General features: G+C 59.6%; 19 protein-coding genes, 1 tRNA gene and 1 pseudogene. 17 read left to right on the top strand and 4 right to left on the bottom strand.

Annotated features, from left to right (window positions below; translation table 11 throughout):
- Positions 1–87 precede the first annotated feature (87 nt).
- From KF821_06460 to KF821_06440, 5 genes and pseudogenes are all read left to right on the top strand, one after another.
- Positions 88–492: a GntR family transcriptional regulator gene (locus tag KF821_06460; GenBank protein ID MBX3005454.1), complete on the top strand. Its 405-nt coding sequence runs from the start codon at positions 88–90 to the stop codon at positions 490–492.
- A gap of 180 nt (positions 493–672) precedes the next feature.
- Positions 673–1428: pseudogene (locus tag KF821_06455) on the top strand (slipin family protein).
- A gap of 117 nt (positions 1429–1545) precedes the next feature.
- Complete coding sequence (locus KF821_06450; GenBank protein ID MBX3005453.1) at positions 1546–3462, top strand: ATP-binding cassette domain-containing protein; 1917 nt, start codon at positions 1546–1548, stop codon at positions 3460–3462.
- On the top strand, positions 3459–4250 hold the full coding sequence (locus tag KF821_06445) for an ABC transporter permease subunit (protein MBX3005452.1): 792 nt from the start codon (positions 3459–3461) through the stop codon (positions 4248–4250). Before KF821_06450 ends, KF821_06445 begins: the two co-directional genes overlap by 4 nt.
- A 14-nt stretch (positions 4251–4264) precedes the next feature.
- A complete protein-coding gene (locus KF821_06440) occupies positions 4265–4996 on the top strand; it encodes a hypothetical protein (protein MBX3005451.1) in 732 nt (243 codons plus the stop codon).
- Positions 4997–5025: 29 nt separating this feature from the next.
- Here the strand turns inward: KF821_06440 and KF821_06435 are convergent, their stop codons facing one another.
- Positions 5026–5661: a deoxynucleoside kinase gene (locus KF821_06435; GenBank protein MBX3005450.1), complete on the bottom strand. Its 636-nt coding sequence runs from the start codon at positions 5659–5661 to the stop codon at positions 5026–5028.
- A gap of 139 nt (positions 5662–5800) precedes the next feature.
- On the opposite strand from KF821_06435, the gene KF821_06430 reads away from it, so the two are divergent.
- Positions 5801–6670, top strand: a complete 870-nt coding sequence (locus KF821_06430; protein MBX3005449.1) for a hypothetical protein — start codon at positions 5801–5803, stop codon at positions 6668–6670.
- Between the two features lie 347 nt (positions 6671–7017).
- Here the strand turns inward: KF821_06430 and KF821_06425 are convergent, their stop codons facing one another.
- The gene (locus KF821_06425; protein MBX3005448.1) at positions 7018–8787 is read right to left on the bottom strand and encodes a M3 family oligoendopeptidase; all 1770 of its coding nucleotides are present in this window, start codon (positions 8785–8787) and stop codon (positions 7018–7020) included.
- A 222-nt stretch (positions 8788–9009) separates the two neighbouring features.
- Entirely contained in the window at positions 9010–10107 is a 1098-nt protein-coding gene (locus KF821_06420; GenBank protein MBX3005447.1) for a site-specific DNA-methyltransferase, read from the bottom strand.
- A gap of 313 nt (positions 10108–10420) precedes the next feature.
- Here KF821_06420 and KF821_06415 point away from each other — a divergent pair, with 313 nt between their 5' ends.
- Entirely contained in the window at positions 10421–11527 is a 1107-nt protein-coding gene (locus tag KF821_06415) for a hypothetical protein (GenBank protein MBX3005446.1), read from the top strand.
- 17 nt (positions 11528–11544) lie between these two features.
- On the opposite strand, the gene KF821_06410 is transcribed toward KF821_06415, so the two are convergent.
- Entirely contained in the window at positions 11545–12603 is a 1059-nt protein-coding gene (locus tag KF821_06410; GenBank protein ID MBX3005445.1) for a YchF family ATPase, read from the bottom strand.
- 114 nt (positions 12604–12717) lie between these two features.
- Here KF821_06410 and KF821_06405 point away from each other — a divergent pair.
- The 10 genes from KF821_06405 to KF821_06360 all read left to right on the top strand — a co-directional run bounded on the left by KF821_06405 (position 12718) and on the right by KF821_06360 (position 21121).
- A tRNA-Leu gene (locus tag KF821_06405) sits at positions 12718–12799 on the top strand.
- A gap of 469 nt (positions 12800–13268) precedes the next feature.
- The gene (locus tag KF821_06400) at positions 13269–13949 is read left to right on the top strand and encodes a metal-dependent hydrolase (GenBank protein ID MBX3005444.1); all 681 of its coding nucleotides are present in this window, start codon (positions 13269–13271) and stop codon (positions 13947–13949) included.
- Positions 13950–13994: 45 nt separating this feature from the next.
- A complete protein-coding gene (locus tag KF821_06395) occupies positions 13995–14639 on the top strand; it encodes a molybdopterin-dependent oxidoreductase (protein MBX3005443.1) in 645 nt (214 codons plus the stop codon).
- A gap of 62 nt (positions 14640–14701) precedes the next feature.
- Positions 14702–15661 carry a hypothetical protein gene (locus KF821_06390; GenBank protein ID MBX3005442.1) on the top strand — a complete coding sequence of 320 codons (960 nt, stop codon included), beginning with the start codon at positions 14702–14704 and terminating at the stop codon, positions 15659–15661.
- A 47-nt stretch (positions 15662–15708) separates the two neighbouring features.
- On the top strand, positions 15709–16005 hold the full coding sequence (gene gatC / locus KF821_06385; GenBank protein MBX3005441.1) for an Asp-tRNA(Asn)/Glu-tRNA(Gln) amidotransferase subunit GatC: 297 nt from the start codon (positions 15709–15711) through the stop codon (positions 16003–16005).
- On the top strand, positions 16002–17471 hold the full coding sequence (gene gatA / locus KF821_06380) for an Asp-tRNA(Asn)/Glu-tRNA(Gln) amidotransferase subunit GatA (protein ID MBX3005440.1): 1470 nt from the start codon (positions 16002–16004) through the stop codon (positions 17469–17471). Before gatC ends, gatA begins: the two co-directional genes overlap by 4 nt.
- Complete coding sequence (locus tag KF821_06375; protein MBX3005439.1) at positions 17468–18082, top strand: O-methyltransferase; 615 nt, start codon at positions 17468–17470, stop codon at positions 18080–18082. The genes gatA and KF821_06375 overlap by 4 nt, the downstream gene beginning before the upstream one ends.
- The gene (locus tag KF821_06370; protein MBX3005438.1) at positions 18079–19107 is read left to right on the top strand and encodes a hypothetical protein; all 1029 of its coding nucleotides are present in this window, start codon (positions 18079–18081) and stop codon (positions 19105–19107) included. Before KF821_06375 ends, KF821_06370 begins: the two co-directional genes overlap by 4 nt.
- Positions 19104–20567, top strand: a complete 1464-nt coding sequence (gatB, locus tag KF821_06365) for an Asp-tRNA(Asn)/Glu-tRNA(Gln) amidotransferase subunit GatB (GenBank protein MBX3005437.1) — start codon at positions 19104–19106, stop codon at positions 20565–20567. The genes KF821_06370 and gatB overlap by 4 nt, the downstream gene beginning before the upstream one ends.
- Positions 20567–21121, top strand: coding sequence for an MOSC domain-containing protein (locus KF821_06360; protein MBX3005436.1), 555 nt, complete (start codon positions 20567–20569; stop codon positions 21119–21121). The genes gatB and KF821_06360 overlap by 1 nt, the downstream gene beginning before the upstream one ends.
- Positions 21122–21288: the final 167 nt, after the last annotated feature.

Below are 21288 nucleotides of genomic sequence, written 5' to 3'. Positions count from 1 at the left end.
TTTGAGCCAAAAGGGACGCGCACTTGACAATTCCTATAAATTGTACAATAATACATATATACATTCATACAGAGGTACAGTGATACATTGAGCCCGATAGCTAAACTCCACGTAGACCTGACGGTGCACACCCCGGCGTACCTGCAGATCATTAGCGGGATCAAGCAGGCCATCGCCAATGGTGAACTCAAGCCCGGCGATCAACTGCCCACCGTGCGCCAACTGGCCGCCGACCTGCGCATCAACTTCAACACGGTGGCACGCGCCTACCGCCTGCTGGACGAAGAAGGCGTGATCTCGACCCAGCACGGCCGCGGCACCTTCATCCTCGATGCGCCCTCCGGCCGTGATTTGCAGCGGCTGCGCCAACAGCAGATACGCTCGCTCAGTGAGCATTATGTTGAAGAGGCGCAGAAGTTGGGCTTTGAGCCAGACGAAGTGCGCAGCCTTATCGAAGAACATATCCGTTCGTGGGAACGGAACAGAAACTAAAAAGGAGACAACATGCTTACTACAGGATTTTCGACAGCACACAAGAATCGCTCTGGGCACGTGCCGGGCATTGCTGCCTTGCTGATGATGGTGCTTTGGTTCGCCGGCGGCGGCCTGGCCTTGTGGCTGGGATTGCAAGGCGCGGCCTGGGCCGCGGTGATCCTCGGCGGGCTCGCCTTCATTGGCGGGCTGTATGTACTGCTCGGCCTCAAGCTGGCGGACCAATGGGAGAAGGCGGTGGTCTTGCGCTTCGGCCGCTTCATTGGGCAGCGCGGCCCGGGCTTGTTCTGGATCGTGCCGGTGGCCGACCAGGTGACGCAGTGGATCGACCAACGTGTGATCGTGGCGCCCTTCAGCGCCGAGAAAACGCTCACCAAGGACACGGTGCCGGTCAACGTAGACGCGGTGATGTTCTGGCTGGTGTGGGATGCCGAGAAGGCCGCCCTGGAAGTGGAAGACTATCGCGCCGCGATCAGCTGGGCAGCGCAAACCGCGCTGCGCGAAGTGATCGGCGCCAGCGACCTGGCCGACATCCTGGTGGGCCGCGCCCGCATGGATGCCGACCTGCAAAAGATCATCGATGAGCGCACCACGCCGTGGGGCATCACCGTGCAATCGGTGGAGATTCGCGATGTGGTCATCCCACAGGATTTGGAAGACGCCATGTCGCGCCAGGCGCAGGCCGAGCGTGAGCGCCAAGCCCGCGTGATCCTGGGCGAATCGGAGAAGCAAATTGCCGACTCGTTCGCCGAAGCCTCGCGCGCGTACAAAGACAATCCCACCGCGCTGCATCTGCGGGCGATGAACATGTTGTTCGAGGGCCTCAAGGAAAAAGGCGCCATGGTCATCGTGCCCAGCAGTGCCGTGGACACCATGAACTTAGGTGGCATGAGCGGCATGGTCTCGCTAGCACAGCAAAACACCCCCAAGAGCTAAACCTTTCTAAGCCGCCAGGACAAACCTGGCGGCTTTTCTATCTGCGCAGCACTAACTATTGGTAGTATCGTTTTCTAGTTGATGCAGCATGTTTCACGTGAAACACACAGGAGCAGGATGAAGACACTCGACACCCGACGCATTTGGATCTTCCTGGCATTGGCCTTTGGGCTGTGCTGGGCGTTTGCCGCCGTGATTTACGCCACCGGCGGGCTGGTAGACAGCCCGGAATTGTTCCCCGGCACGGGCATTACGCTGGCCGTGGTGCTGCTGGCTTTGGGCTGCATGTGGTCACCCGCCATCGCCCACCTGCTCACCCGCGCCATCACCAAAGAAGGCTGGAAGGATCTGTGGCTGCAACCGAATGTAGGCCGCTCATGGTTTAGTTGGGCCTTGGCCTGGCTGCTGCCCACAGTGCTGACCATTCTCGGCTTGGTGGTGTACTTCGGCGTGTTCCCGGGGCACTTTGATAGCGCGCTGAGCGTGTTGCAACAACAGATCGACGCCATCACGGAAGTGGCGGGGCAAGCATTGCCTTTTGATGCATGGACGCTGCTGCTCATCCAGGTGGGGCAAGGGGTTTTACTGGCCCCGCTGATCAACAGCATCTTCACTTTTGGTGAAGAGTTTGGCTGGCGTGGGTATCTGCAACAAAAACTGATGCCGCTTGGCTTCCGTAAAGCCACGGTCTTGGGTGGCATCATTTGGGGGTTCTGGCACGCGCCGATCATTGCCATGGGGCACAACTATGGCTTTGATTACTTTGGGGCACCGTGGGCCGGGATCCTGGCAATGGTGTGGTTCACCATTCCGTGGGCAGTGATCATGGGCTGGCTGGTGCTGCGCGGCGGCAGCGTGTGGCCGGCGGTGATCGCCCACGCCGGCTTGAATGGCATCGCTGGCTTGGGGGCCTTGATGATCAACCCGGAGGCCAGCGGGCTGAGCTCCTTGTTGGGCCCTTATCCCACCGGAGTGATCGCCGGTATTCCCAGTGTTGTATTCGCCCTGTATTTATTGTGGAAGGGCGGCCCTGAGATGCCTGAAGCCACCCAAGATGTTTCACGTGAAACACAGCCGCAGGGGCCGGCACCGAGTAATGCCGACGCAATCGTAGCCTACGGGCTGAGCAAACGCTTCGGTAGCCTGGACGCGGTGGATCATCTCGATCTCAAAATTCCTGTAGGCGAAGTCTTTGGCCTGCTCGGGCCTAACGGCGCCGGCAAGACCACCAGCATCCGCATGCTGGCAGCGCTGATCGCGCCGAGTGAAGGCGAGGCTTGGGTGGCCGGCCATCGTCTCGGCGCAGATGACACCGCGCTGCGCAAGGACATCGGCATTCTGACGGAAACGCCGGGCATGTATGAGCAACTCAGCGCCGAGCGCAATTTGGGCTTCTTCGCTGAGCTGTACGAGGTGCAGGATATCCCCGGGCAAGTGGAGCGCTATCTGCGCATGCTCGGCTTATGGGGCCGGCGCCACGAAGCCGTGGGCGGCTTCTCTAAGGGGATGCGCCAGAAGTTGGCCATTGCCCGCGCCTTGCTGCACGAGCCCAAGGTGATCTTCCTGGATGAGCCCACCAGCGGCCTCGACCCCGAAGCGGCGCGCACGGTGCGCGAATTTGTCGAGCAGCTGCGCGGCGAGGGGCGCACCATTATCATCACCACACATAATCTTGACGAAGCAGACCGGTTATGCGATCGCATCGCTATTTTCAAATCCAAGCTGCTGGCGGTGGATACCCCCAATGCGCTGCGCCGCAAGTTATTTGGCCGCTCGGTGGTCTTTCATCTGGCGGCGGCAAAGGAAGCCTTCGTCAGCGCGCTGCGTCAGAAAACCTATGTGCATGAAGCCACTCTGCGCGGCGACAAGATCGTGGTCAAGCTAGATGACCCCGAAGCGCACAACCCCGAGCTACTGCGCGAGCTGGTTGGGCTGGGCGCCGATGTGCAGTTCGTTGGCGAAATTCGCCAGAGCCTGGAAGATGTGTATTTTCAGTTATTGGGCGGCCAGGCTCAGCCTGAGGGGGCGGCATGAAAAAGATCGCCGTCCTGGTTGGCAAGGAATGGGCTGAAGTCTTTCGCAATAAGCTGGTGATCTTTAGCGTGGTATTCATGCCGCTGGTGTTTGCACTCATCCCTTTGGGCCTCCTGTATGCCTCTTCAGGCGCAGAGGTAAGCACGATTGAGTCAGAGTTCGGCCCATTGATCAGCCAGCTAAAGGCCGCATGTGGCCCTTTGGAAGGGCTGGAATGCACGCAGCTTTTGCTTTTGCAACAGTTCCTGGTGCTGTTCCTGATGATGCCTGCCATCATTCCGATCACGATCGCCTCGTACAGCATTGTGGGCGAGAAGTCTACGCGCACCCTCGAGCCACTGCTCGCCACGCCGATCACTACCGGGCAACTGCTGGCCGGGAAAGCCATCGCCGCGGCGCTGCCGGCTTTGCTGGCCAGCCTGGCAAGTTTTGCCATCTTCGCAATTGGCACCTCAGTCATTGCGGGCAGTGCAGTGGCCGGCCGCCTGCTCTCGGCGCTATGGCTGGTGGGCATCTTTGTCGTCGGCCCGCTGCTCTCGCTCACCGGGGTGAGCCTGGCGATCATGATCTCCTCGCGCGTGAACGATCCGCGGGCCGCTGAGCAACTGGCGGGCTTGCTGGTACTGCCGGTCACGGCCCTATTCATTGGGCAGATGGTAGGCGTGGTAGCGCTCGATCAATCGATCCTGCTCACCATCGCGGGCGCATTGGTGTTTGTAGATCTCGCGTTGCTGTACTTTGCTATTCGCTTGTTCCAGCGTGAAACGATTTTGACGCGATGGAAGTAACCCAAAGGACCTCAATGAAGAAGCTTGCTGTATCTATTCTTGTGCTGGCCTTGTTTCTTGTGGCGGCGCCCGTGCATGCTCAAGACACAAGCCTTAGCCTGCGCATGAACCGCGATTTTGGTCACGCTGGTTTTGGCAATGACATCGAAGGGCTGTTCAGCCTGATCGCCGAGGGGCCGGCCAACTTACAGCGCGTGGAGTTTTACATTGACGCAGCGCTGATCGCCACGGATGACGAGACCCCGTTCCGCGTCCAGTTCACCACCAAGGATCACGCGCCCGGCGAGCACCGCATCTACGCCATTGGCTACCCTGCCAGCGGCGCGCCACTGCATTCCAACGAGATCACGCGCACCTTTCTCTCCGCCGAAGAATCGCGCGGCAAGATAGTGCAGTTGCTCGGACCGCTGCTCGGCATCGTGTTTGGCCTGATCCTGCTCACCACAGTTGTGCCGGCCTTGCTGATCCGCAAGCGGCCCGAGCGCGGCAAGTACGGCCTCTCTGGCGGCGCAATATGCCCGCACTGTGCGCTACCCTTCCCGCTGAAGTTCTTTAGCTTCAATATGGGCGCCAAGAAATTGGACCGCTGCCCGCACTGTGGCAAATGGGTGATGGTGCGCCGGGCGAGCCCCGCGGCCCTGGCCGAAGCCGAGGCGCGCTGGGCGGCACAGGATACCCCCAGCGGCGCAGCGCCTCGCCGCAGCCACGAAGATGAACAAATAGACAATAGTCGATATGAAAATTGACACAAAAGAGCTGCGCCAGCGCAGCTCTTTTAGTCGAGCGGTAACTGCGTCTGGCGGGGAGCCTGGGCTAACGCCTGGCGAATGGCCTGTTCTACATGGTCTTGCGCCGCAGGGCTGCTGACAATATCCAGCGCATCCGTTGGGATGCGTAACACCGGCACGCCCTTGAAAAAATCGTCAAAAAAGCTCTCGTACTCTGTGTTGAGGGTGTCGATATAGGCGCGTTCCATTTGGCGCTCGTAGGGACGATCACGCCGGGCGATGCGCTGCATCAACACATCCGTGGAGGCTTGTAGGTAAACGATCAGCTCAGGCAGTTGGATCTTCTCCGCCAGCGCATCGTGCACCTTGTAATACATGTCCAGCTCGTCCCCCACCAGGTTGATGCGCGCAAACAAGGCATCCTTGGCGAAGGTGTAATCAGTGATCAAGTTCTTGCCTTGCGTCAAAATCTCGGGCATAAAGCTGTTTTGCTGGTGGTAGCGGCTGAGCAAAAAGAAGATCTGGGTCTGAAAGGCATAGCGCGCCCGATCGCCGTAGAAATCAGATAGGAACGGATTTTCGTCAAAGACCTCGAGGCGCAGTTCTGCCGCAAAGCGCTGCTGCAGCATGCGCGCCAGTGTGGTTTTGCCCACACCGATGACACCTTCGATGGCAATATACATAGCTGATTTCTTATACCAGCCTGAGGAACGCTTATCAAGCGATTGGCCAAAACTGGCAACAAACCTGCAACTCCAAGCATAGATCTACTGCAAAAATAGACGGCCTGCTCTATAGTGTGGGCATACAAAGGATGCTTTGATGAAACGAACTTTCGCTCTTTCCGCGGCGTTGACCCTGGGATGCCTGGCGCTGAGCGCCTGTGCGCTGCCGTTCGCGCCCGCGCCCACCCAGACGGCAACGGCTACCCTCGACCCCACGGCCACCTTTACCCCTTCGCCAACGGCCACGCAGACGCCATTGCCCAGCAATACGCCTGAGCCCTCCCCCACCTTGCCGCCCAGCGAAACACCGGTGCCCTCGGATACCCCCACGCCGACCCTGACGCCGACCCCGCTGCCCTTTGACCCGCGCAGCGAGTATGGCAATTCGCCCACGCTATATGACAGCATGGACGATGACCGCAATTGGTCCGATTCCAACGGCTTACCCAATGACAACCTGCTGCGCCTGGCGCTGGGGGGCGGTCACCTCAGCGTAACCGGTAAGCAAGCCGGCTTTGATACCTGGTGGTTCACTGCGCCCACCCCCAATGATCTGTTCCTGCAAATGACCGTGAAGACCGATAATTGCAGCGGCAAGCAAGCCTACGGGTTGATCGTGCGCGGGCCGCGGGCCGGCAGCGGTACTGGGGCGCACGGCTACATCGTGGCCTTTGCCTGCGACGGCAGTTACCGCTTGGACCGGTTGGATTCGACATCACCCTATGTAAAGACCGAGCTGATCGCGTGGACGGAAAGCGATCACATCCGCCGCGGAAGCCAGGAGACCAATATCCTCGGCATCCGCTTGATCGGCGATGTGATCACGCTGTACGCCAACCAGTTTGAAATTGACGAGATCCAAGACGGGCACTTTAGCGGTGGCCGCTTTGGCCTTTATGCCAACGGCGGCGCACCGGGCGACTACACCTATCGCATCGACGACTTGTGGTATTGGCGGCTTGACTAGTGCGCTGGGGGCAGCATGCTGCGCCCTACCCCAGCCCGTCATTGCGAGGCCGTAAAGCGGCGCAGCCACTGAACAACGAAGCAATCACAAGTGCAGGCGCAAACAGGCTTTAGACTACTCCATGTAGGCTGTCATTCCGAACGAGCGGCGTAGCCGCGAGGAGGAATCCTTTAGGGCATTACAAACAGGCTTAGCATGCTATGCCCTAAAGGATTCCTCGCTACGCTCGGAATGACGGCTTGGCACTATAAGAGCGCAGCATGCTGCGCCCCCTACACTCTTCTGCTCTGCATAAAAAAAGGCCGGTGCAATGCACCGGCCTTTTTTTTGAATGCTTAGTCTTGTGATTAGGCCAGTTTCTCGAGCTGATCGACCATATTGGAAACGACATCGTAGCCACCCTGCCAGAAGGCTGGGTCTTTGATGTCTACGCCGGCGTTCTTGAGGATGTTCTCCGGCGAGTCCGAGCCGCCCGCAGACAGCAATTGGATGTAGCGCGGCTTGAACGCATCCCCCTCGGCCTTGTATTGCTGGTACAGCGAGAACACCAGCAGTTGGCCGAAGGAATAGGCATACACGTAGAAGGGATAATAGAAGATGTGCGGGATGGAAACCCACTCGTACTTGAACTCGTCGGCGATCTCCAGCGCATCGCCAAACTGGTTGTTCAAATTGGCCATGTAGGCGGCCGAGAGATCATCCACACTGGCGCCCTGGCTGACCATGGCGTGGGCCTGGCGCTCGAAGAGCGCAAAACCCACCTGGCGCATGATCGTGGCGTAGGCGTCATCCACCTGGCCGAAGAGGATGTCTCGGCGCACGGCCGGGTCAGTCTCCTCCTCCAGCAGGCGTTCGATGAGCAGCATCTCGCCGAAGGTGGAGGCGGTTTCGGCCAGCGGCAACGAGGAATGGAAGTTGAACACGTTGTGCTTCTCTGCCAGCACGGCGTGCACGGCGTGGCCGAACTCGTGCGCCAGGGTGGAGACATCGCGGGCGGCGCCGGTGTAGTTGATCAGCACCCAGGGCAGGTTGGCCGGGTCAGCTGAGGAGCAGAAGGCCCCGCCGCGCTTGCCCTTGCGCACTTCGCTATCCACGTGGCCTGCGTCAAAGATACGGCGCGAAATCTCAGCCAACCGCGGGTCAAAGTTGCCGAAGGATTCCAGGGTGAGCTCTACGGCTTTGTTGTAGGAGAATTCCTTGGTGGAAGCGGCCACCGGGGCATAGATATCGTAGCGGCGCAGCTTCTCCATGCCGAGCAGCTTGGCTTTCATTTTGAAGAAGCGCTGGAAGATACGCGTATTCTCTTCAGATACGCCCAGCAGGGTATCGACGACCTCATCGGAGATGTCGTTGCTGAGGTTGCGCACCGAGATGGCGCTATTGAATTTGCGCAGATCGAGATTCTCAGACTTCCAGTCACGCGTGACCGTTTGGTACATCTGGCCGAGGATGGGCGCATCGTTGGCATAGACGCGGTAGAGCTCCTGGTAGGCATCGCGGCGATGGTCGGGGTTGGGGCTGTAGACCAGCTTCATCAGCTCGCCACGCGTGAACTCTTTGCTCTCGCCGTCTACCTCTACTTTGAAGACGTAGCGATCGGTGATGGCGGAGTACAGCGCCTGCATTGCCTTGGCCCCGGTGACGTCTTTGAGGTTGATGATCTTCTCTTCGGCTTCGGTGAGCGTGTACGGCTTGAAGTTACGGATCTGGCGTAACCAGTACTCAAACTCGGCCCCGGCGCTGGCTTGCAGTTTGGCGGCGATAGGCTCATCCAGCGCCTTCCACCAGATGCTGAAGAAGAGCGTTTTGTTGCTCAACTCCGCCATCAGCTGGTCTACGCGTGCCTGGAAGGCTTGCGCCTCTTGATTCTGCGTGTCCTCGCTGAACCACAGGCCGGCGAACTGATCGATGCGCACCGCCAGGCGGGTGTTTTGCTCCATCTGCGTGATGATGGCTTTGAAGTCATCAACGCTGATCGCATCGGTGAGCTTCTCGCGCTGTTTTTCAAACGCGGCCACGTTGCTCTCCAGCTTCTTGATGGCCGCCTTCATCTCGGCGCTGTCTGCACCGGGGAAGAGGTCAGCCAGGGACCAACGGCTAAGGGTGTATTCAGTCATAAGGGTGTACCTTTCTTAGCAGGAAAATTACCACAGATAAACACAGCTGGGCACAGATAAAAGACAAACACGGCTAGGCCGACGGCTCGCGTTGTTCGGAATACATCGGGTGAAGGATTCCTCGCTGGTCAGGGCTTGGCGGTCTGGTGCTGATTCTAATACCCGCTCGGAATGTTGCGCCGCAAGCGGCGCGGGAGATTGCTTCGCAATCTCTCTCCATCATTACTTCACTTTTGTCGCCTGACGCAGGCGCTGGCGCAGGTCGTCGATCGGGCGGCGCTGGCCGCTATGCGGGTCATTGTAGTACCAGTGCTGCCAGCCGTTGGCCGGGCCATCCAGCGCGTCTTTGGCGAGCTGGTGGATGGAGCCGCGGCGGCCGTTGAACTTGAGTGAGCCGTCGGCGAGGATGCGGGCGCTCTCGCGGCCCTTCTCGCCCAGGTAGAGGCGCTGGCCAGCTTCCAGCAGGCCAGCCTCGAGCAGGTTGCCAAAGGGCACACGCGGTTCACGGCGCGGCTCGTAGGATTCGAATAGCTCATTCTCGTAGGCCACCGGCTCAATCTGGCCGATGCGGCGGCGGGCGATGCGGACGTAGTTGGCATCGCGCTCAATACCGATCCAGTTACGGTGCAGGCGCTTGGCCACGGCGCCGGTGGTGCCGGAGCCGAAAAAGGGGTCGAGCACGACGTCACCTGGATTCGAGCTGGAGAGCAGCACGCGATAGAGCAGCGATTCTGGCTTCTGGGTCGGGTGGGCCGACTCTCCATCGGCACGCAGGCGCTCACCGCCGGAGGCGATGGGCAGCAGCCAATCGCTGCGCATCTGCTTCTCCTCGTTGAGCGATTTCATGGCGTGATAGTTGAAGGTGTAGGGCGCGCCGTGCTCCTTCTGCGCCCACAGCAGCGTCTCGTGGGCGTTGGTGAAGCGCGTGCCGCGGAAGTTGGGCGTGGGGTTGGCTTTGACCCACACGATGGAGTTGAGCAGCCAGTAGCCCAGGTCTTGCAGTACGTTGCCGACGCGGTGGATGTTGTGATAGCTGCCGATGACCCACAGGGTGCCGGTTGGCTTCAGCACGCGGCGGCAGGCGGCCAGCCAGGCACGCGTGAACTCATCGTAGGCGGCGAAGTCATCGAAGCGGTCCCAGGCCTCCTGCACACCGCGCACCTTGCTGTTGTTGGGGCGGCGCAGCTCACCGCCGAGCTGCAGGTTGTAGGGCGGGTCAGCGAAGACGAGGTCTACTGAGTTGGCGGGGAGCTTAGCAAGCTCATCCAGACAATCGCCGTGGAGGATGGTGTTGAGGGGCAACGTTGCATCGCGAGGCATGGGCGCGTGGATCTCCAGCGCCTATTATGGAGAAGGGGGCGAATTTGTGCTGGCGAGAGGGGCCGGCAGAATGGTCTGCTATGCAGAAATACACAGGGTGCTTGCAATCGTGAGTCTTTTGCAGGGGCGCTGCCCCTGCGACCCCGTTGGGGAAACCAAAGTTGGTTTCCCCAAGCCCCTTCCGCAAACGTTCATGTGGGCAGTGCATTCTTACAGGGCTCCTCTGCGACCCGCGCGAAGAGTCGAGGCCAGATAAAGGTAAGGCCCCATAGAATGTCATGGGCTTATAATCTTATATCTCTGGGGAGGATAATTGGCTGCTAAAACGGAAGATGCTTTAGAAGGTTACTTGCTCTACCTTAGAAAAGGTGGACATATCTCTTTCCGCGAAATTAACAACTTTCTTGCAAAATCGGGCCGAAGGGAGATTGCACTAAGAACCTTTGACCATTACCGCAGACTTTACATTCATGGTTTTAGGTACTATGTGCCTATTAATCATCTTGACGTATATCTTTCTTTGGGCGGCGATAGATTAACCGCAGAGCGAAGACGGTTTCACCGAGAGGAAGGCGGGGAAACTTTAGAGTATTCGTTTGATACCGTTATTTGGCATAGAGCTGCGACAACGGACGTGTCCAGCATAGGCTTTGGAATAGTAAGTAGCTCTGTCTTTGACAGGAAACCGCTGACCCCTCTATTTGTTCGGCTCAAAAATCATGCTGATGTACCAGGTCACCTTGCCTGGAGCAAACAACAAGGGCCTCTGACTCGTTTTGGGGTGCGAGCTGACAATTACATCCATAAATACAAAAACGCAGAAGTTGTCGCAATTACCAAGCCGAGGCCTCTTGGTAGAGTTGCTGTAGTTAGAACAGGCGAAGGTCAACTAGATTGGCAGAAATTTACCGATGTTCTAAATCGAACTAATCAGTTAATCATCGCAGTAGAAAATCTAATTTATACGGTAGCCAAAAGAACGGGGCAGGAGGTAATTCTTGCCAAGCCCTACCTAGAATCGATCGAGTTTCATTCTCCTGGCGAAGCTCCTATAAAGGTCGATCTTGGTGTAGCAGAAACCATCAAGCTCCTAATTGATAATTTTGGATATTTGCTCCTAACGCGAAGGAAGAGAATTGCTGAAACAGAACTCGTGGAGACTGCCGCTAAACAGGCAAAGGTAGAGTTGATAGAGAAGGCGCTATCGGTTTCTGAAAAGCTAAACCAGCACGAGAATCAGGAGCTTGCCAACAGCCTTCGACAAACTCTAATTTCAACTGTTGGGGCGCAGCAGGTTCCTAAGAATTTCTTAGAGCCTGAAACTCCTGAGCGGTCTCTGTTAGAGAATAGAATTGCACCAATGGCATCAAGGCTAGCTGAACTAGACGATGATGAATATAAATTGTCAGTCGATAGTTAGAGTAAGTATTTTCTCGGTCACACATTAAACCTAACATTGATGATGTCGCCGTCGGCCATCTTGTACTCCTTGCCCTCCAGGCGCAGGCGGCCCTTGTCACGCGCTTGCGCCATACCGCCGAGCTCGAGGAGCTCATCGCCGGCCACGATCTCAGCGCGGATGAAGCCGCGGGCAATATCGGAGTGGATGGCGCCGGCAGCATCCAGGGCGCTGGCGTGCTTGCGCAGCATCCAGGCGTGTGCTTCGGGCTCGCCGACGGTGTAGAAGGTCTGCGTGTCCATCAAATCATAGGCGGCACGGATGATGCGCAGCGAGCCGGGCTCTTGCAAGCCATATTCTTGCAGGAACATGGACTGCTCATCGGCGGGCAGCTGCGCCAGCTCCATCTCCAGCTTCCCTTGCAGGGCGAGCACCGGCAGCAGGGTATCGAAGGCGGGCTGATCCTGGCCTTCGCCCAGGTTGACCACGGCCAGGATCGGCTTCAGGGTCAGCAGGCCGATGCCGGCGCTAGCGGTCTGTTCGTCTTCCGTCAGGCCGGCGACGCGCAGCGGCTTGTTATCTGATAGGGCGGCGTGCAATTTCTCGAAATGCGCGATCTGGCGGTCCAGGGCAGCAATATCGCGGCCGCCTTTGCTGCGCTCTTCCTTGAGCTTCTGCAGCTTGCGCTCCACGATGATCAGGTCATTCAGCAGCAGCTCGTCTTCGATCGAGCGCAGGTCACGCGCCGCGTCCACGGTGAGCGCCGGGTGCGCCACGCTATCATCCTCAAAGGCACGTAGCACAATGAGCAAGCCATCCATGCCGCTCAGCGCGTTCAGCAGTTGGCCGCTGAGTCCCTGGCCCGCCTCGCTGGAGCCCATGCCGGCCACATCCGCAAAGGATATCTGGGCGTGCACGATCTTCTTGGAGCTGAACAGCGCCGCCAGCTTGAGTAGGCGCTCATCGGGCACGTCTACCACCGCGGTGGTGACTTCAATGCGCCCGGCGCTCATGGCGAGCGGGCGATTGCTGTGGGTGAGGGCGTTAAAAATAGTGGTCTTGCCGGCCTGCGGCAGGCCAATGATGCCTAACTTCATGCTGTACTGTCCTTATGAACCTGATTTAGCCGCAGATAAACACAGATGAACCCAGAGGCCCAAGCGTGGTTGCCGCGCGGTGGATGGTGGATTATACTTTGGCGCTCAGCATAAGCCGAAGTGGCGGAACTGGCAGACGCGCGCGACTCAAAATCGCGTTCCCTTGGGAGTGTGGGTTCGATTCCCACCTTCGGCACTCATAAAAGCATGCGCCCTCACGGGCGTATTCTTTTACCGGCATCCTGCGTACGTGTAGCTGCCACTTTTGTGGACAACTCCGCCTATTTCTGTGGATAACTCTGGGGGTTTGTGGATAGTATCTTGTGCGTTGCCCGGCTAGCTTCGCCTGAATCTATCCGCACGGTTTGCGCAAGGCGCTGGGGATAAGTATGCACAACCCGGCCAGGAATCACAGCATCCCCACTCAGCGCTATTTACCCAGAATCTATCCCCACGTACGTAGAGGATATTTATTCGCTGATTTTTAGGCACATACAGGGCCTTCCCAGCCTATCTGCAGCGCATCTATGGGCACTTGTTGACAACGGCGCTCTTATCCACATATCCACCGCCTCTATTATTAATACGTAAGTAAAAATCCATGAATAACTAAGGGAGGGTTTTGGGTTTATAGCAAGAGACCCCGCTTAACTCCAAGGAGCAGTATGACCACATTTACCTGGTATGGCCACGCCACCTGTGGCTTTGAGATCAATGGTCTGCATATTGTTGTCGATCCCTTCTTTCGCCAAAACGCCCAGGCTAGCATCGCAATGGAGGACGTGCCCGCCGATTACGTGTTAGTAAGCCACGGCCACTGGGACCACTCCGGGGATGTGGAGCCGATCGTGCAGCGCACCGGGGCGATGATCATTGCCAATGATGAGATTGCGCGCTACTATGCCGCCAAGGGCTACAAAACGCACGGCCAGCACATTGGCGGCGGCTATCATCATCCGTTTGGCTACCTGAAGCTCACCCATGCCGCCCACGGCTCCGGCTTTCCGGATGGCTTCCCCGGTGGCACGGCCAGCGGCTTCCTGCTCAGCACCCCGGAGGGCAAGAAGGTGTACCTGGCCTGCGATACGGGCCTGTTTGGCGATATGGCGCTGATTGGCGACGAAGGCGTGGATTTCGCCGCCCTGCCCATCGGCGATAACTTCACCATGGGGCCAGACGATGCGCTCAAAGCGGTCAAGCTCTTGCGCCCCAGGCGCGTCATACCGTACCACTCCTCCACCTGGGAAGTGATCAAGCAAGACGAGCCCGCCTGGGTGGCCCGCGTCAACGCCGAGACGGATGCACAGGCCTTCCTGATGCAGCCCGGCGATACGCTGGAGATTTAAGCCGCACTCATTTTCTGCGGCAGAGAAAAGCCCTATACTAAAACGATGTTCGACCTCTCCAAAGATCGCCGAGAAGAAGAAGCCCGCGTGCGTAGCGAAGGCCGCCTGCCCCCGGGCCAATCGCTGACGCAGAAGTTCCCGGTCTTGCATTACGGCCCGGTGCCGCGCTTCGACCCGCAAACCTGGGATCTGCGCGTGTGGGGCGAGGTGGAGACCGAGCAGCGCTGGAGCTGGGATGAGTTCCGCAAGCTGCCGCGCCGCAAAGTGGTGATGGATCTGCACTGCGTTACGCGCTGGAGCAAGTTCGATACGGAGTGGGAAGGTGTGGCCCTGAAGGATCTGGTAGCGGCGGGCCTGATCAAGCTCAAGCCGAGCGCCAAACACCTGCTGCAGCACGCCGAGTATGGCTTCACCGTCAACATCCCTATAGAAGTAGCCCTGGCCGATAACTTCCTGCTGGCAGATACCTTTAACGGGCAGTCGCTCGATCCTGATCACGGCCTGCCGTTGCGTGGCATCGTTGGGTATCTGCGCGGCCGCGAAGATTTAGAGACGCCCTACCTATGGAAAGGTGCCAAGTGGTTGCGCGGCCTGGAATTTCTAGCCGAAGACCAGCAAGGCTTCTGGGAACAGGCCGGCTATCACAACCGCGCCAACGTATGGAAAGAAGAACGCTTCGCCCGCGGCTAGAAAAGCGCAGACGATGTAAGCTAACGGGAGCTGGCATCAGCTCCCGTTTTGGTTATCTATACATGGACACAAACAGACCCAGCTATCTTTTTAGGCGGTGGCATAAACGCCGCGCGATCAAGCTATTAGCGCTCGCCTTGTGCGTCGGGCTGGCCGCCTGCATGCCGCTGCCCGCCAGCCCTGCGTCGCCGGCAACGCCCACGGCGGCGGCAGCGGCGCCGACGCTTAGCTCCGTTCCCACGCCCAGCGCGGCCGCGCTGCTCGAGAAAGGCGGCACCGCGCCCAGCGTGCTCTCCGCCGAGTTGGAGAAAGCTGAGTGCCTGGATGCTGGCGGGCAGATTGAAATGTATGCGCTGCCCTCCGCCCACCTGGATTACGGGCTGCGTTTTCGCGTATACACCCCGCCCTGTTATGCCCAGAGCGCACAGCGCTACCCGGTGCTGTATCTGGTGCATGGGCAAACCTACAACGATGACCAATGGGATCGCTTGGGCGCCGATGAGGCCGCCAGTGCGCTGATCGCCTCCGGCGAGCTGCCGCCCTTCCTGATCGTGATGCCGTATGACCGCTCGTCCAACCAGCCCGCCCACGATCCCTTTGGCGAGGCATTCTTGCAGGAGCTGATGCCCTGGGTGGAAGCCCACTATCGCACCCAGGCCACGCGTGCCAGCCGCGCCATCGGCGGGCTGTCGCGGGGCGCCTCGTGGGCGCTGCACTTTGGGCTCACCCAGCCGGATCTGTTCGCCGCGGTGGGCGGCCACAGCCCGCCCGTGTTCCAGGAAGATGCACCGCAAGTGCGCAGTTGGCTGGACGCACGCGACCCGGCCAGTTGGCCACGGCTGTGGCTGGATATTGGCGAGAACGATCAGCGCGCCATCATGGATTCCGCCGTGTGGTTCGAGGCATTGCTCAGTGAGCGCAGCATTGCACATGAGTGGTATCTGTTCAGCGGCGATCACAGTGAAGCGTACTGGAGCCGCCATGTAGAGCAGTATTTGCGCTGGTACGCGCGGGATTGGTAACCCGCTGATTTGGCTGTGCACCGTTTCCCCTCTATAATTGGCCTGTTATGCCGTTATCTAAACAAGATGTAGACCACATTGCGCAATTAGCGCGCTTGCATTTAAGTGACGAAGAGCAGGAGCGCTATCGCCAGCAGCTCTCTGACATCCTCGATCATGTGAGCAAATTGCAGGAACTCGACACCACGGATGTGCCGGCGATGGCCAGTATTGTCGTGCCGCAAAGCCGCCTGCGGCCAGACGAGCCGGCGGCGGCCATGCCGCGCACCGACCTGCTGGCCAACGCCCCCGAGGCGGCTGAGCAGCAGTTTAAAGTGCCGCCGGTTTTGGACGGTGACGCGTGAGTGCGCTGCACGAACTGAACGCCACCGCCGCGTTGGCCGGCCTGCGCGCCGGAGACTTCTCCAGCGAAGAGTTGACCCGCGCCTACCTGGAGCGCATCGCCAATCACAATGCGCGCTTGAACGCCTACCTGTATGTAGCCGCCGAGAGCGCCTTGCAGGCCGCGGCGGACGCTGATCGCCAGTACACTGCGGCGCGCCGCACGGGCGCCACAACGCCGCCGTTGCTCGGCCTGCCGATTGCCGTGAAAGATGTGCTCGCCGTGGCGGGCATGCCGGCGACTTGTGGCTCGCGCATACTCGAACAGTTTGTGCCGAGTTACACCGCCACCAGCGTACAACGCCTGCTGGATGCGGGAGTGGTAATTCTGGGCAAAACCAATACCGATGAATTTGCCATGGGCTCCTCCACCGAGAACTCGGCCTATGGCGTGACGCTAAATCCCTGGGATGAAAGCCGCGTCCCCGGCGGCAGCAGCGGTGGCAGCGCCGCCGCCGTGGCCGCCCGCCTGGCGCCGGTGGCGCTCGGCACTGATACCGGCGGCAGTGTGCGCCAACCCGCGGCGTTTTGTGGCCTCACCGGGCTCAAGACCACCTATGGCCGCGTCTCGCGCTACGGTTTGGTGGCGTTTGGCTCCTCGCTGGATACGGTGGGCGTGCTAGCGCGCGAGGCCGGCGATGCGCACCTCATTTTGGATGTAATGGGCGGCTATGACCCTCGCGATGCCACCACCGTGGAAGAGATCCCCAACTTGGCCGCACCCGCCGGCAATTCACTGGCGGGGCTCAAGATCGGCGTGCCGCAGGAATACTTTATTGAGGGGCTCTCGGCCGAAGTGGAAACCAGTGTACGCGTCGCCATTGCCCAGCTTGAAGCGCTAGGCGCTGAGGTGCTGCCAGTAAGCCTGCCGCACACGGAATACGCGCTGCCGGTGTATTACATCATCGCCCCGGCGGAGGCCTCCGCCAACCTGGCGCGCTTTGACGGCGTGCGCTACGGCCTGCGCGCCCCTCAGGCAGATTTAATGGATATGTTCACCCACACCCGCGGCGAAGGCTTTGGCCCAGAGGTCAAGCGCCGTATCATGATTGGCGCCTATGCCCTCTCCGCTGGGTATTACGATGCCTACTACGGCCAGGCGCAAAAGGTGCGCGCCCTCATCCGCCAGGATTTTGACAATGTGTTCACAAAAGTGGACTTGATCGCCGCGCCAGCCACTCCCAGCACGGCATTTCGCATCGGGGCGCACGGTAGTGATCCCCTCGAAATGTACCTGGAAGATGTATTTACCCTGCCGGCCAACCTGGCCGGGGTGCCCGGGCTGAGCCTGTGCGCCGGCTTTGATGCGCAAGGGCTACCGATCGGCTTGCAGTTGCTGGCGCCCCACTTTGCCGATGAACGTTTGCTGGCGGTGGCCGCCGCCTACCAAAGCGTCACCGATTGGCACCAACGGGGGCCGGCATTATGAGCCTGCGCGATGTGCTGATGCAGTTGCCCAAGCCGGTGCAAGAGCGCATGGCCTACCTGGAGCAGCGCGACCAGCAAGACCGCCAGGATGGCACGGCCAAACATAAGCGCCTGCGCCAGATCCCACCCGAAACGGGTATGTTGCTGGCGCTGCTGGCGAGCAGTGCCCCTGAGGGGCCACTCCTGGAAGTCGGCACCAGTGCCGGTTATTCTGCCTTGTGGATCAGCCAAGCGATCCAGCGCCCCGGCGTGCAACTGGTGACCTTTGAATTGCTGCCGGATAAAGCCGAGCTGGCCGCCGAAACCTTTGAAAAGGCCCAGATCGGCAACAAGGTGCAATTGGTGCGCGGCGATGCCCGCGGCCATCTCGCTAGCTATAACGAGATCGGCTTTGCCTTTATTGACTGCGAAAAAGAAATGTATCCTGAGTTGTATGAAGCCATCGTGCCGCGGCTGGCTGCAGGCGGCCTGCTGGTGGCCGATAACGCCATCAGCCACGCCCAGGAAATGGACGCGTTTCTGCAGCACGCGCTGGATGACGCCCGCGTGCGCGCCACGGTCTTACCCGTGGGCAAGGGCTTGCTAGTGTGCGTAAAACGGGAGATGTCATGAGTGAACCATTGAAGATCATTGTGCCCATGGCTGGTTTTGGCACCCGCTTACGTCCGCACACCTGGAGCCGCCCTAAGCCGCTGCTCAGTGCCGCCGGCGATACGATCCTGGGCCATGTGCTCAAGCTGTTGCAAACGGCCCCCGGCGCCGAGCAGGCGGAGATGGTCTTCATTGTTGGCTGGCTGGGCGAACAGGTGCAAGCCTACATGCAGGCTGAGCACCCCAAAGTGAAGGCGCACTTTGTGCAACAAAAGGAAATGAAAGGCCAATCCCATGCGCTGGCCCAGGCGCGCGAATTCATGCACGGGCCAACGCTGGTGATCTTTGTCGATACAGTAGTGGAGACGGATTTCTCCGGCCTGGATCAGGAAGCGGTGGACGCGGTGGCCTGGGTGAAACCCGTGCCTGACCCGCGCCGTTTTGGGGTGGCAGCGCTAGGCGCCGATGGCCTGGTGAGCGGTTTGATCGAGAAGCCGGATGATATGGCCAACAATCTGGCCGTGGTGGGCATTTACTACTTCAAGCGCGGCGAAGATTTGATGGCGGCCATCGATGAACAGATGGAAAAGGGAGTGCTGACCAAGAACGAATACTTCCTGGCCGATGCGATTGACATCATGCTAAAGAAGGGGCTGCGCATGCGCACCGAAGTGGTAGGCGAATGGCTGGACGCGGGCCTACCAGATACCGTGCTGGAAACCAATCAAAAATTGCTGGAGAAGGGCCGCGACAACAGCGGCGAACTCTCTGCGCTCAATGGCGTTACGCTGCGCCCCCCGGTGTATGTACACCCCAGCGCTACGGTGGAAAATAGCACCCTCGGGCCGTATGTCTCGGTGGGCGCGGGGTCCGCGGTGCGCAATAGCACGATTGAGGATGCCGTGCTGGAGCGCGAGGTCACCGTGGAGGATAGCCAGCTCAAACACTCGCTGATCGGTGAGCGCAGCCGGGTATGCGGTGTGCGCGGCCAGGTGAATGTGGGCGACGATTCCAGTGTGCGTGGCGCGATGGAGCAGGCGGGATGACGCTTCGCTACCAACCCGTGATCGGCCTTGAAGTGCATGCAGTGCTGGAAACGCGCAGCAAGATGTTTTGCAGTTGCCCGGTGGTGGATTCCACCGTGGGCGAGCCCAACATCGCCGTGTGCCCGGTCTGCGCTGGCATGCCCGGCATGCTACCGGTGATCAACCAGGCGGCAGTGGAGTATGCGCTGCGCGTAGCACTGGCTTTGAATTGCAGCATCAACCTCACCAGTATCTTTGCGCGCAAGAGCTACTTCTACCCTGATCTGCCCAAGGGTTTTCAGATCTCACAATACGAGCAGCCATTGGCCCAAAACGGCTGGCTGGATATCGAAACCGCCGATGGCCCGCAGCGTGTGGCGATTCGCCGCGTGCATATGGAAGAAGACACCGGCAAACTGACCCATATCCACAAAGAGGGCCAGCGGTATTCGTTGGTGGATCTAAATCGCAGCGGTGTACCTCTGCTGGAAATTGTCACTGAGCCCGAGCTGCATTCCGTAGAGGCTGTGCGCAATTGCGCCTATGCCCTGCGCAGCATCTTGCGTTATGTGGGCGTGAATTCAGGTAATCTGGAGAAAGGCTTGATGCGCATTGAGCCCAATATCTCCATTCGCCCCTTGGGCAGCACAGAGTTTGGCACACGAGCCGAGATCAAAAACCTCAATAGCTTCCGCTCACTAGAGCGCGCCACGGCCTATGAGCTGGCGCGCCAGGAGCAGTTGGTCGAAGCGGGCGGCCATGTGCAACAGCAGACGATGGGTTGGGATGATGATCGCGGCACCACCGTGCCCCAACGCTCCAAAGAATTTGCCGAAGATTACCGCTACTTTCCTGAGCCGGATCTGCCGCCGCTGGTGCTGGAAGCGGCCTGGGTAGAGCAGGTGCGCCAAGCCTTGCCTGAGCTGCCGCATGCACGCCGCCAGCGCTTTGTGAGCGCGTATGGCTTGAAGGCGTATGACGCCGATGTGCTGGTGGCCGAGCGTGCCGTGGCCGATTTTTACGAAGCTGCCGTGGCCGCCGCCCAAACGGCCGATGCCAAACTGGTGGCCAACTGGCTTACTGGCCCCTTGTTTGGCCTGATCAACGAAAGCCATCTCGATATCAATGAATTGCGTTTCGACGCGGCCCAGTTGGCCGCGCTGTGTGACCTGATCGCCGGGGGCGCGGTGAATGCCGCCGGCGCACGCGAGGTGCTGGACGTGCTGTTTGCCGAAGGGGGCGCCCCGGCGACGATCGTTGCCGCCCGCGGCTTGCAACAGATCTCCGACCCTGGCCAATTGCGCAGTTGGGTGAGCGAAGTGCTGGCGCAGCACCCTGAGCAGGCCGCCGCCTACCTGGCCGGCAATGCTCCCCTGTTCAACTTCTTATTTGGGCAGGTGATGCAAAAAGCGGGCGGCAAAGCCAACCCCGCCGCTGTACGTAGCGAGCTCCAAGCTCAACTGAACGCGGAGGCAAGCTAATGGCCGACCTTGTGGGCTGGGTGGCCGCGCTGGCGGTTACCGCCGGCGAGCTTCCCGGCACTGCGGTTGAGCGTCTGGAGCTGCAACTGGATGGCGCGGTAGGCGACAAGCATTTTGGGCCGACGATGAAGGCCAATCGCGCCCAGGCGCCCTATCCCAAGGGCACCCAGGTGCGCAACGTGCGCCAGCTTTCCATCGTCTCCGCCGAAGAGTTGGCTGAAGTAGCCCAGCGGTTGGCGCTGCCAGTCATCGAACCCACCTGGATCGGCGCCAACCTGATGTTGGCCGGGGTGCCGGAGCTGACCCAGTTGCCGGGCGGCAGCCGCGTGTACTTTGAAGGCGGGGCCGGCCTGGTGATCGAGGGCGAGAATATGCCCTGTGTGATCGCCGGTGGCAGCCTGGCAGCGCAAACGCCCGGCCGCGAGGAGCTGCGCACGCTGTTTCCCAAGCATGCCCTCGGCAAACGCGGCCTGGTGGCCTGGGTCGAGAAGGCTGGCGTGATCCAGCGCGGCGAGCAGGTGACCGTGCGCCTGGCACACGACGTGCGCCGCTAGCCGCTGCGTTTGTACGCGCCGCCTTTGCTTGACGGGTAAGCAACTCTCTGATACGGTATAGGCCTGTTGAGAATCAGGGTCAATCTGGACGTGAATAAGCGCCTGAACGGTCTGAAACCAGCAGTAGTCAGTAGTACATGCGGACAGCCAGCCCGAGGTGTCCGCAT

This window comes from Anaerolineales bacterium (assembly GCA_019637755.1).
In the GTDB taxonomy this organism is placed as follows: domain Bacteria; phylum Chloroflexota; class Anaerolineae; order Anaerolineales; family UBA11579; genus JAMCZK01.
This window is presented reverse-complemented; position numbering and strand designations above follow the sequence as displayed.

Coding starts and splice junctions, on each gene's coding strand:
- KF821_06430 (MBX3005449.1), top strand. CDS start 5,801: ATGAAACGAACTTTCGCTCTTTCCGCGGCGTTGACCCTGGGATGCCTG.
- gatC (MBX3005441.1), top strand. CDS start 15,709: ATGCCGTTATCTAAACAAGATGTAGACCACATTGCGCAATTAGCGCGC.
- KF821_06375 (MBX3005439.1), top strand. CDS start 17,468: ATGAGCCTGCGCGATGTGCTGATGCAGTTGCCCAAGCCGGTGCAAGAG.
- KF821_06445 (MBX3005452.1), top strand. CDS start 3,459: ATGAAAAAGATCGCCGTCCTGGTTGGCAAGGAATGGGCTGAAGTCTTT.
- KF821_06390 (MBX3005442.1), top strand. CDS start 14,702: ATGGACACAAACAGACCCAGCTATCTTTTTAGGCGGTGGCATAAACGC.
- KF821_06400 (MBX3005444.1), top strand. CDS start 13,269: ATGACCACATTTACCTGGTATGGCCACGCCACCTGTGGCTTTGAGATC.
- KF821_06450 (MBX3005453.1), top strand. CDS start 1,546: ATGAAGACACTCGACACCCGACGCATTTGGATCTTCCTGGCATTGGCC.
- KF821_06420 (MBX3005447.1), bottom strand. CDS start 10,107: ATGCCTCGCGATGCAACGTTGCCCCTCAACACCATCCTCCACGGCGAT.
- KF821_06440 (MBX3005451.1), top strand. CDS start 4,265: ATGAAGAAGCTTGCTGTATCTATTCTTGTGCTGGCCTTGTTTCTTGTG.
- KF821_06370 (MBX3005438.1), top strand. CDS start 18,079: ATGAGTGAACCATTGAAGATCATTGTGCCCATGGCTGGTTTTGGCACC.
- KF821_06360 (MBX3005436.1), top strand. CDS start 20,567: ATGGCCGACCTTGTGGGCTGGGTGGCCGCGCTGGCGGTTACCGCCGGC.
- KF821_06425 (MBX3005448.1), bottom strand. CDS start 8,787: ATGACTGAATACACCCTTAGCCGTTGGTCCCTGGCTGACCTCTTCCCC.
- KF821_06395 (MBX3005443.1), top strand. CDS start 13,995: ATGTTCGACCTCTCCAAAGATCGCCGAGAAGAAGAAGCCCGCGTGCGT.
- KF821_06410 (MBX3005445.1), bottom strand. CDS start 12,603: ATGAAGTTAGGCATCATTGGCCTGCCGCAGGCCGGCAAGACCACTATT.
- KF821_06435 (MBX3005450.1), bottom strand. CDS start 5,661: ATGTATATTGCCATCGAAGGTGTCATCGGTGTGGGCAAAACCACACTG.
- gatB (MBX3005437.1), top strand. CDS start 19,104: ATGACGCTTCGCTACCAACCCGTGATCGGCCTTGAAGTGCATGCAGTG.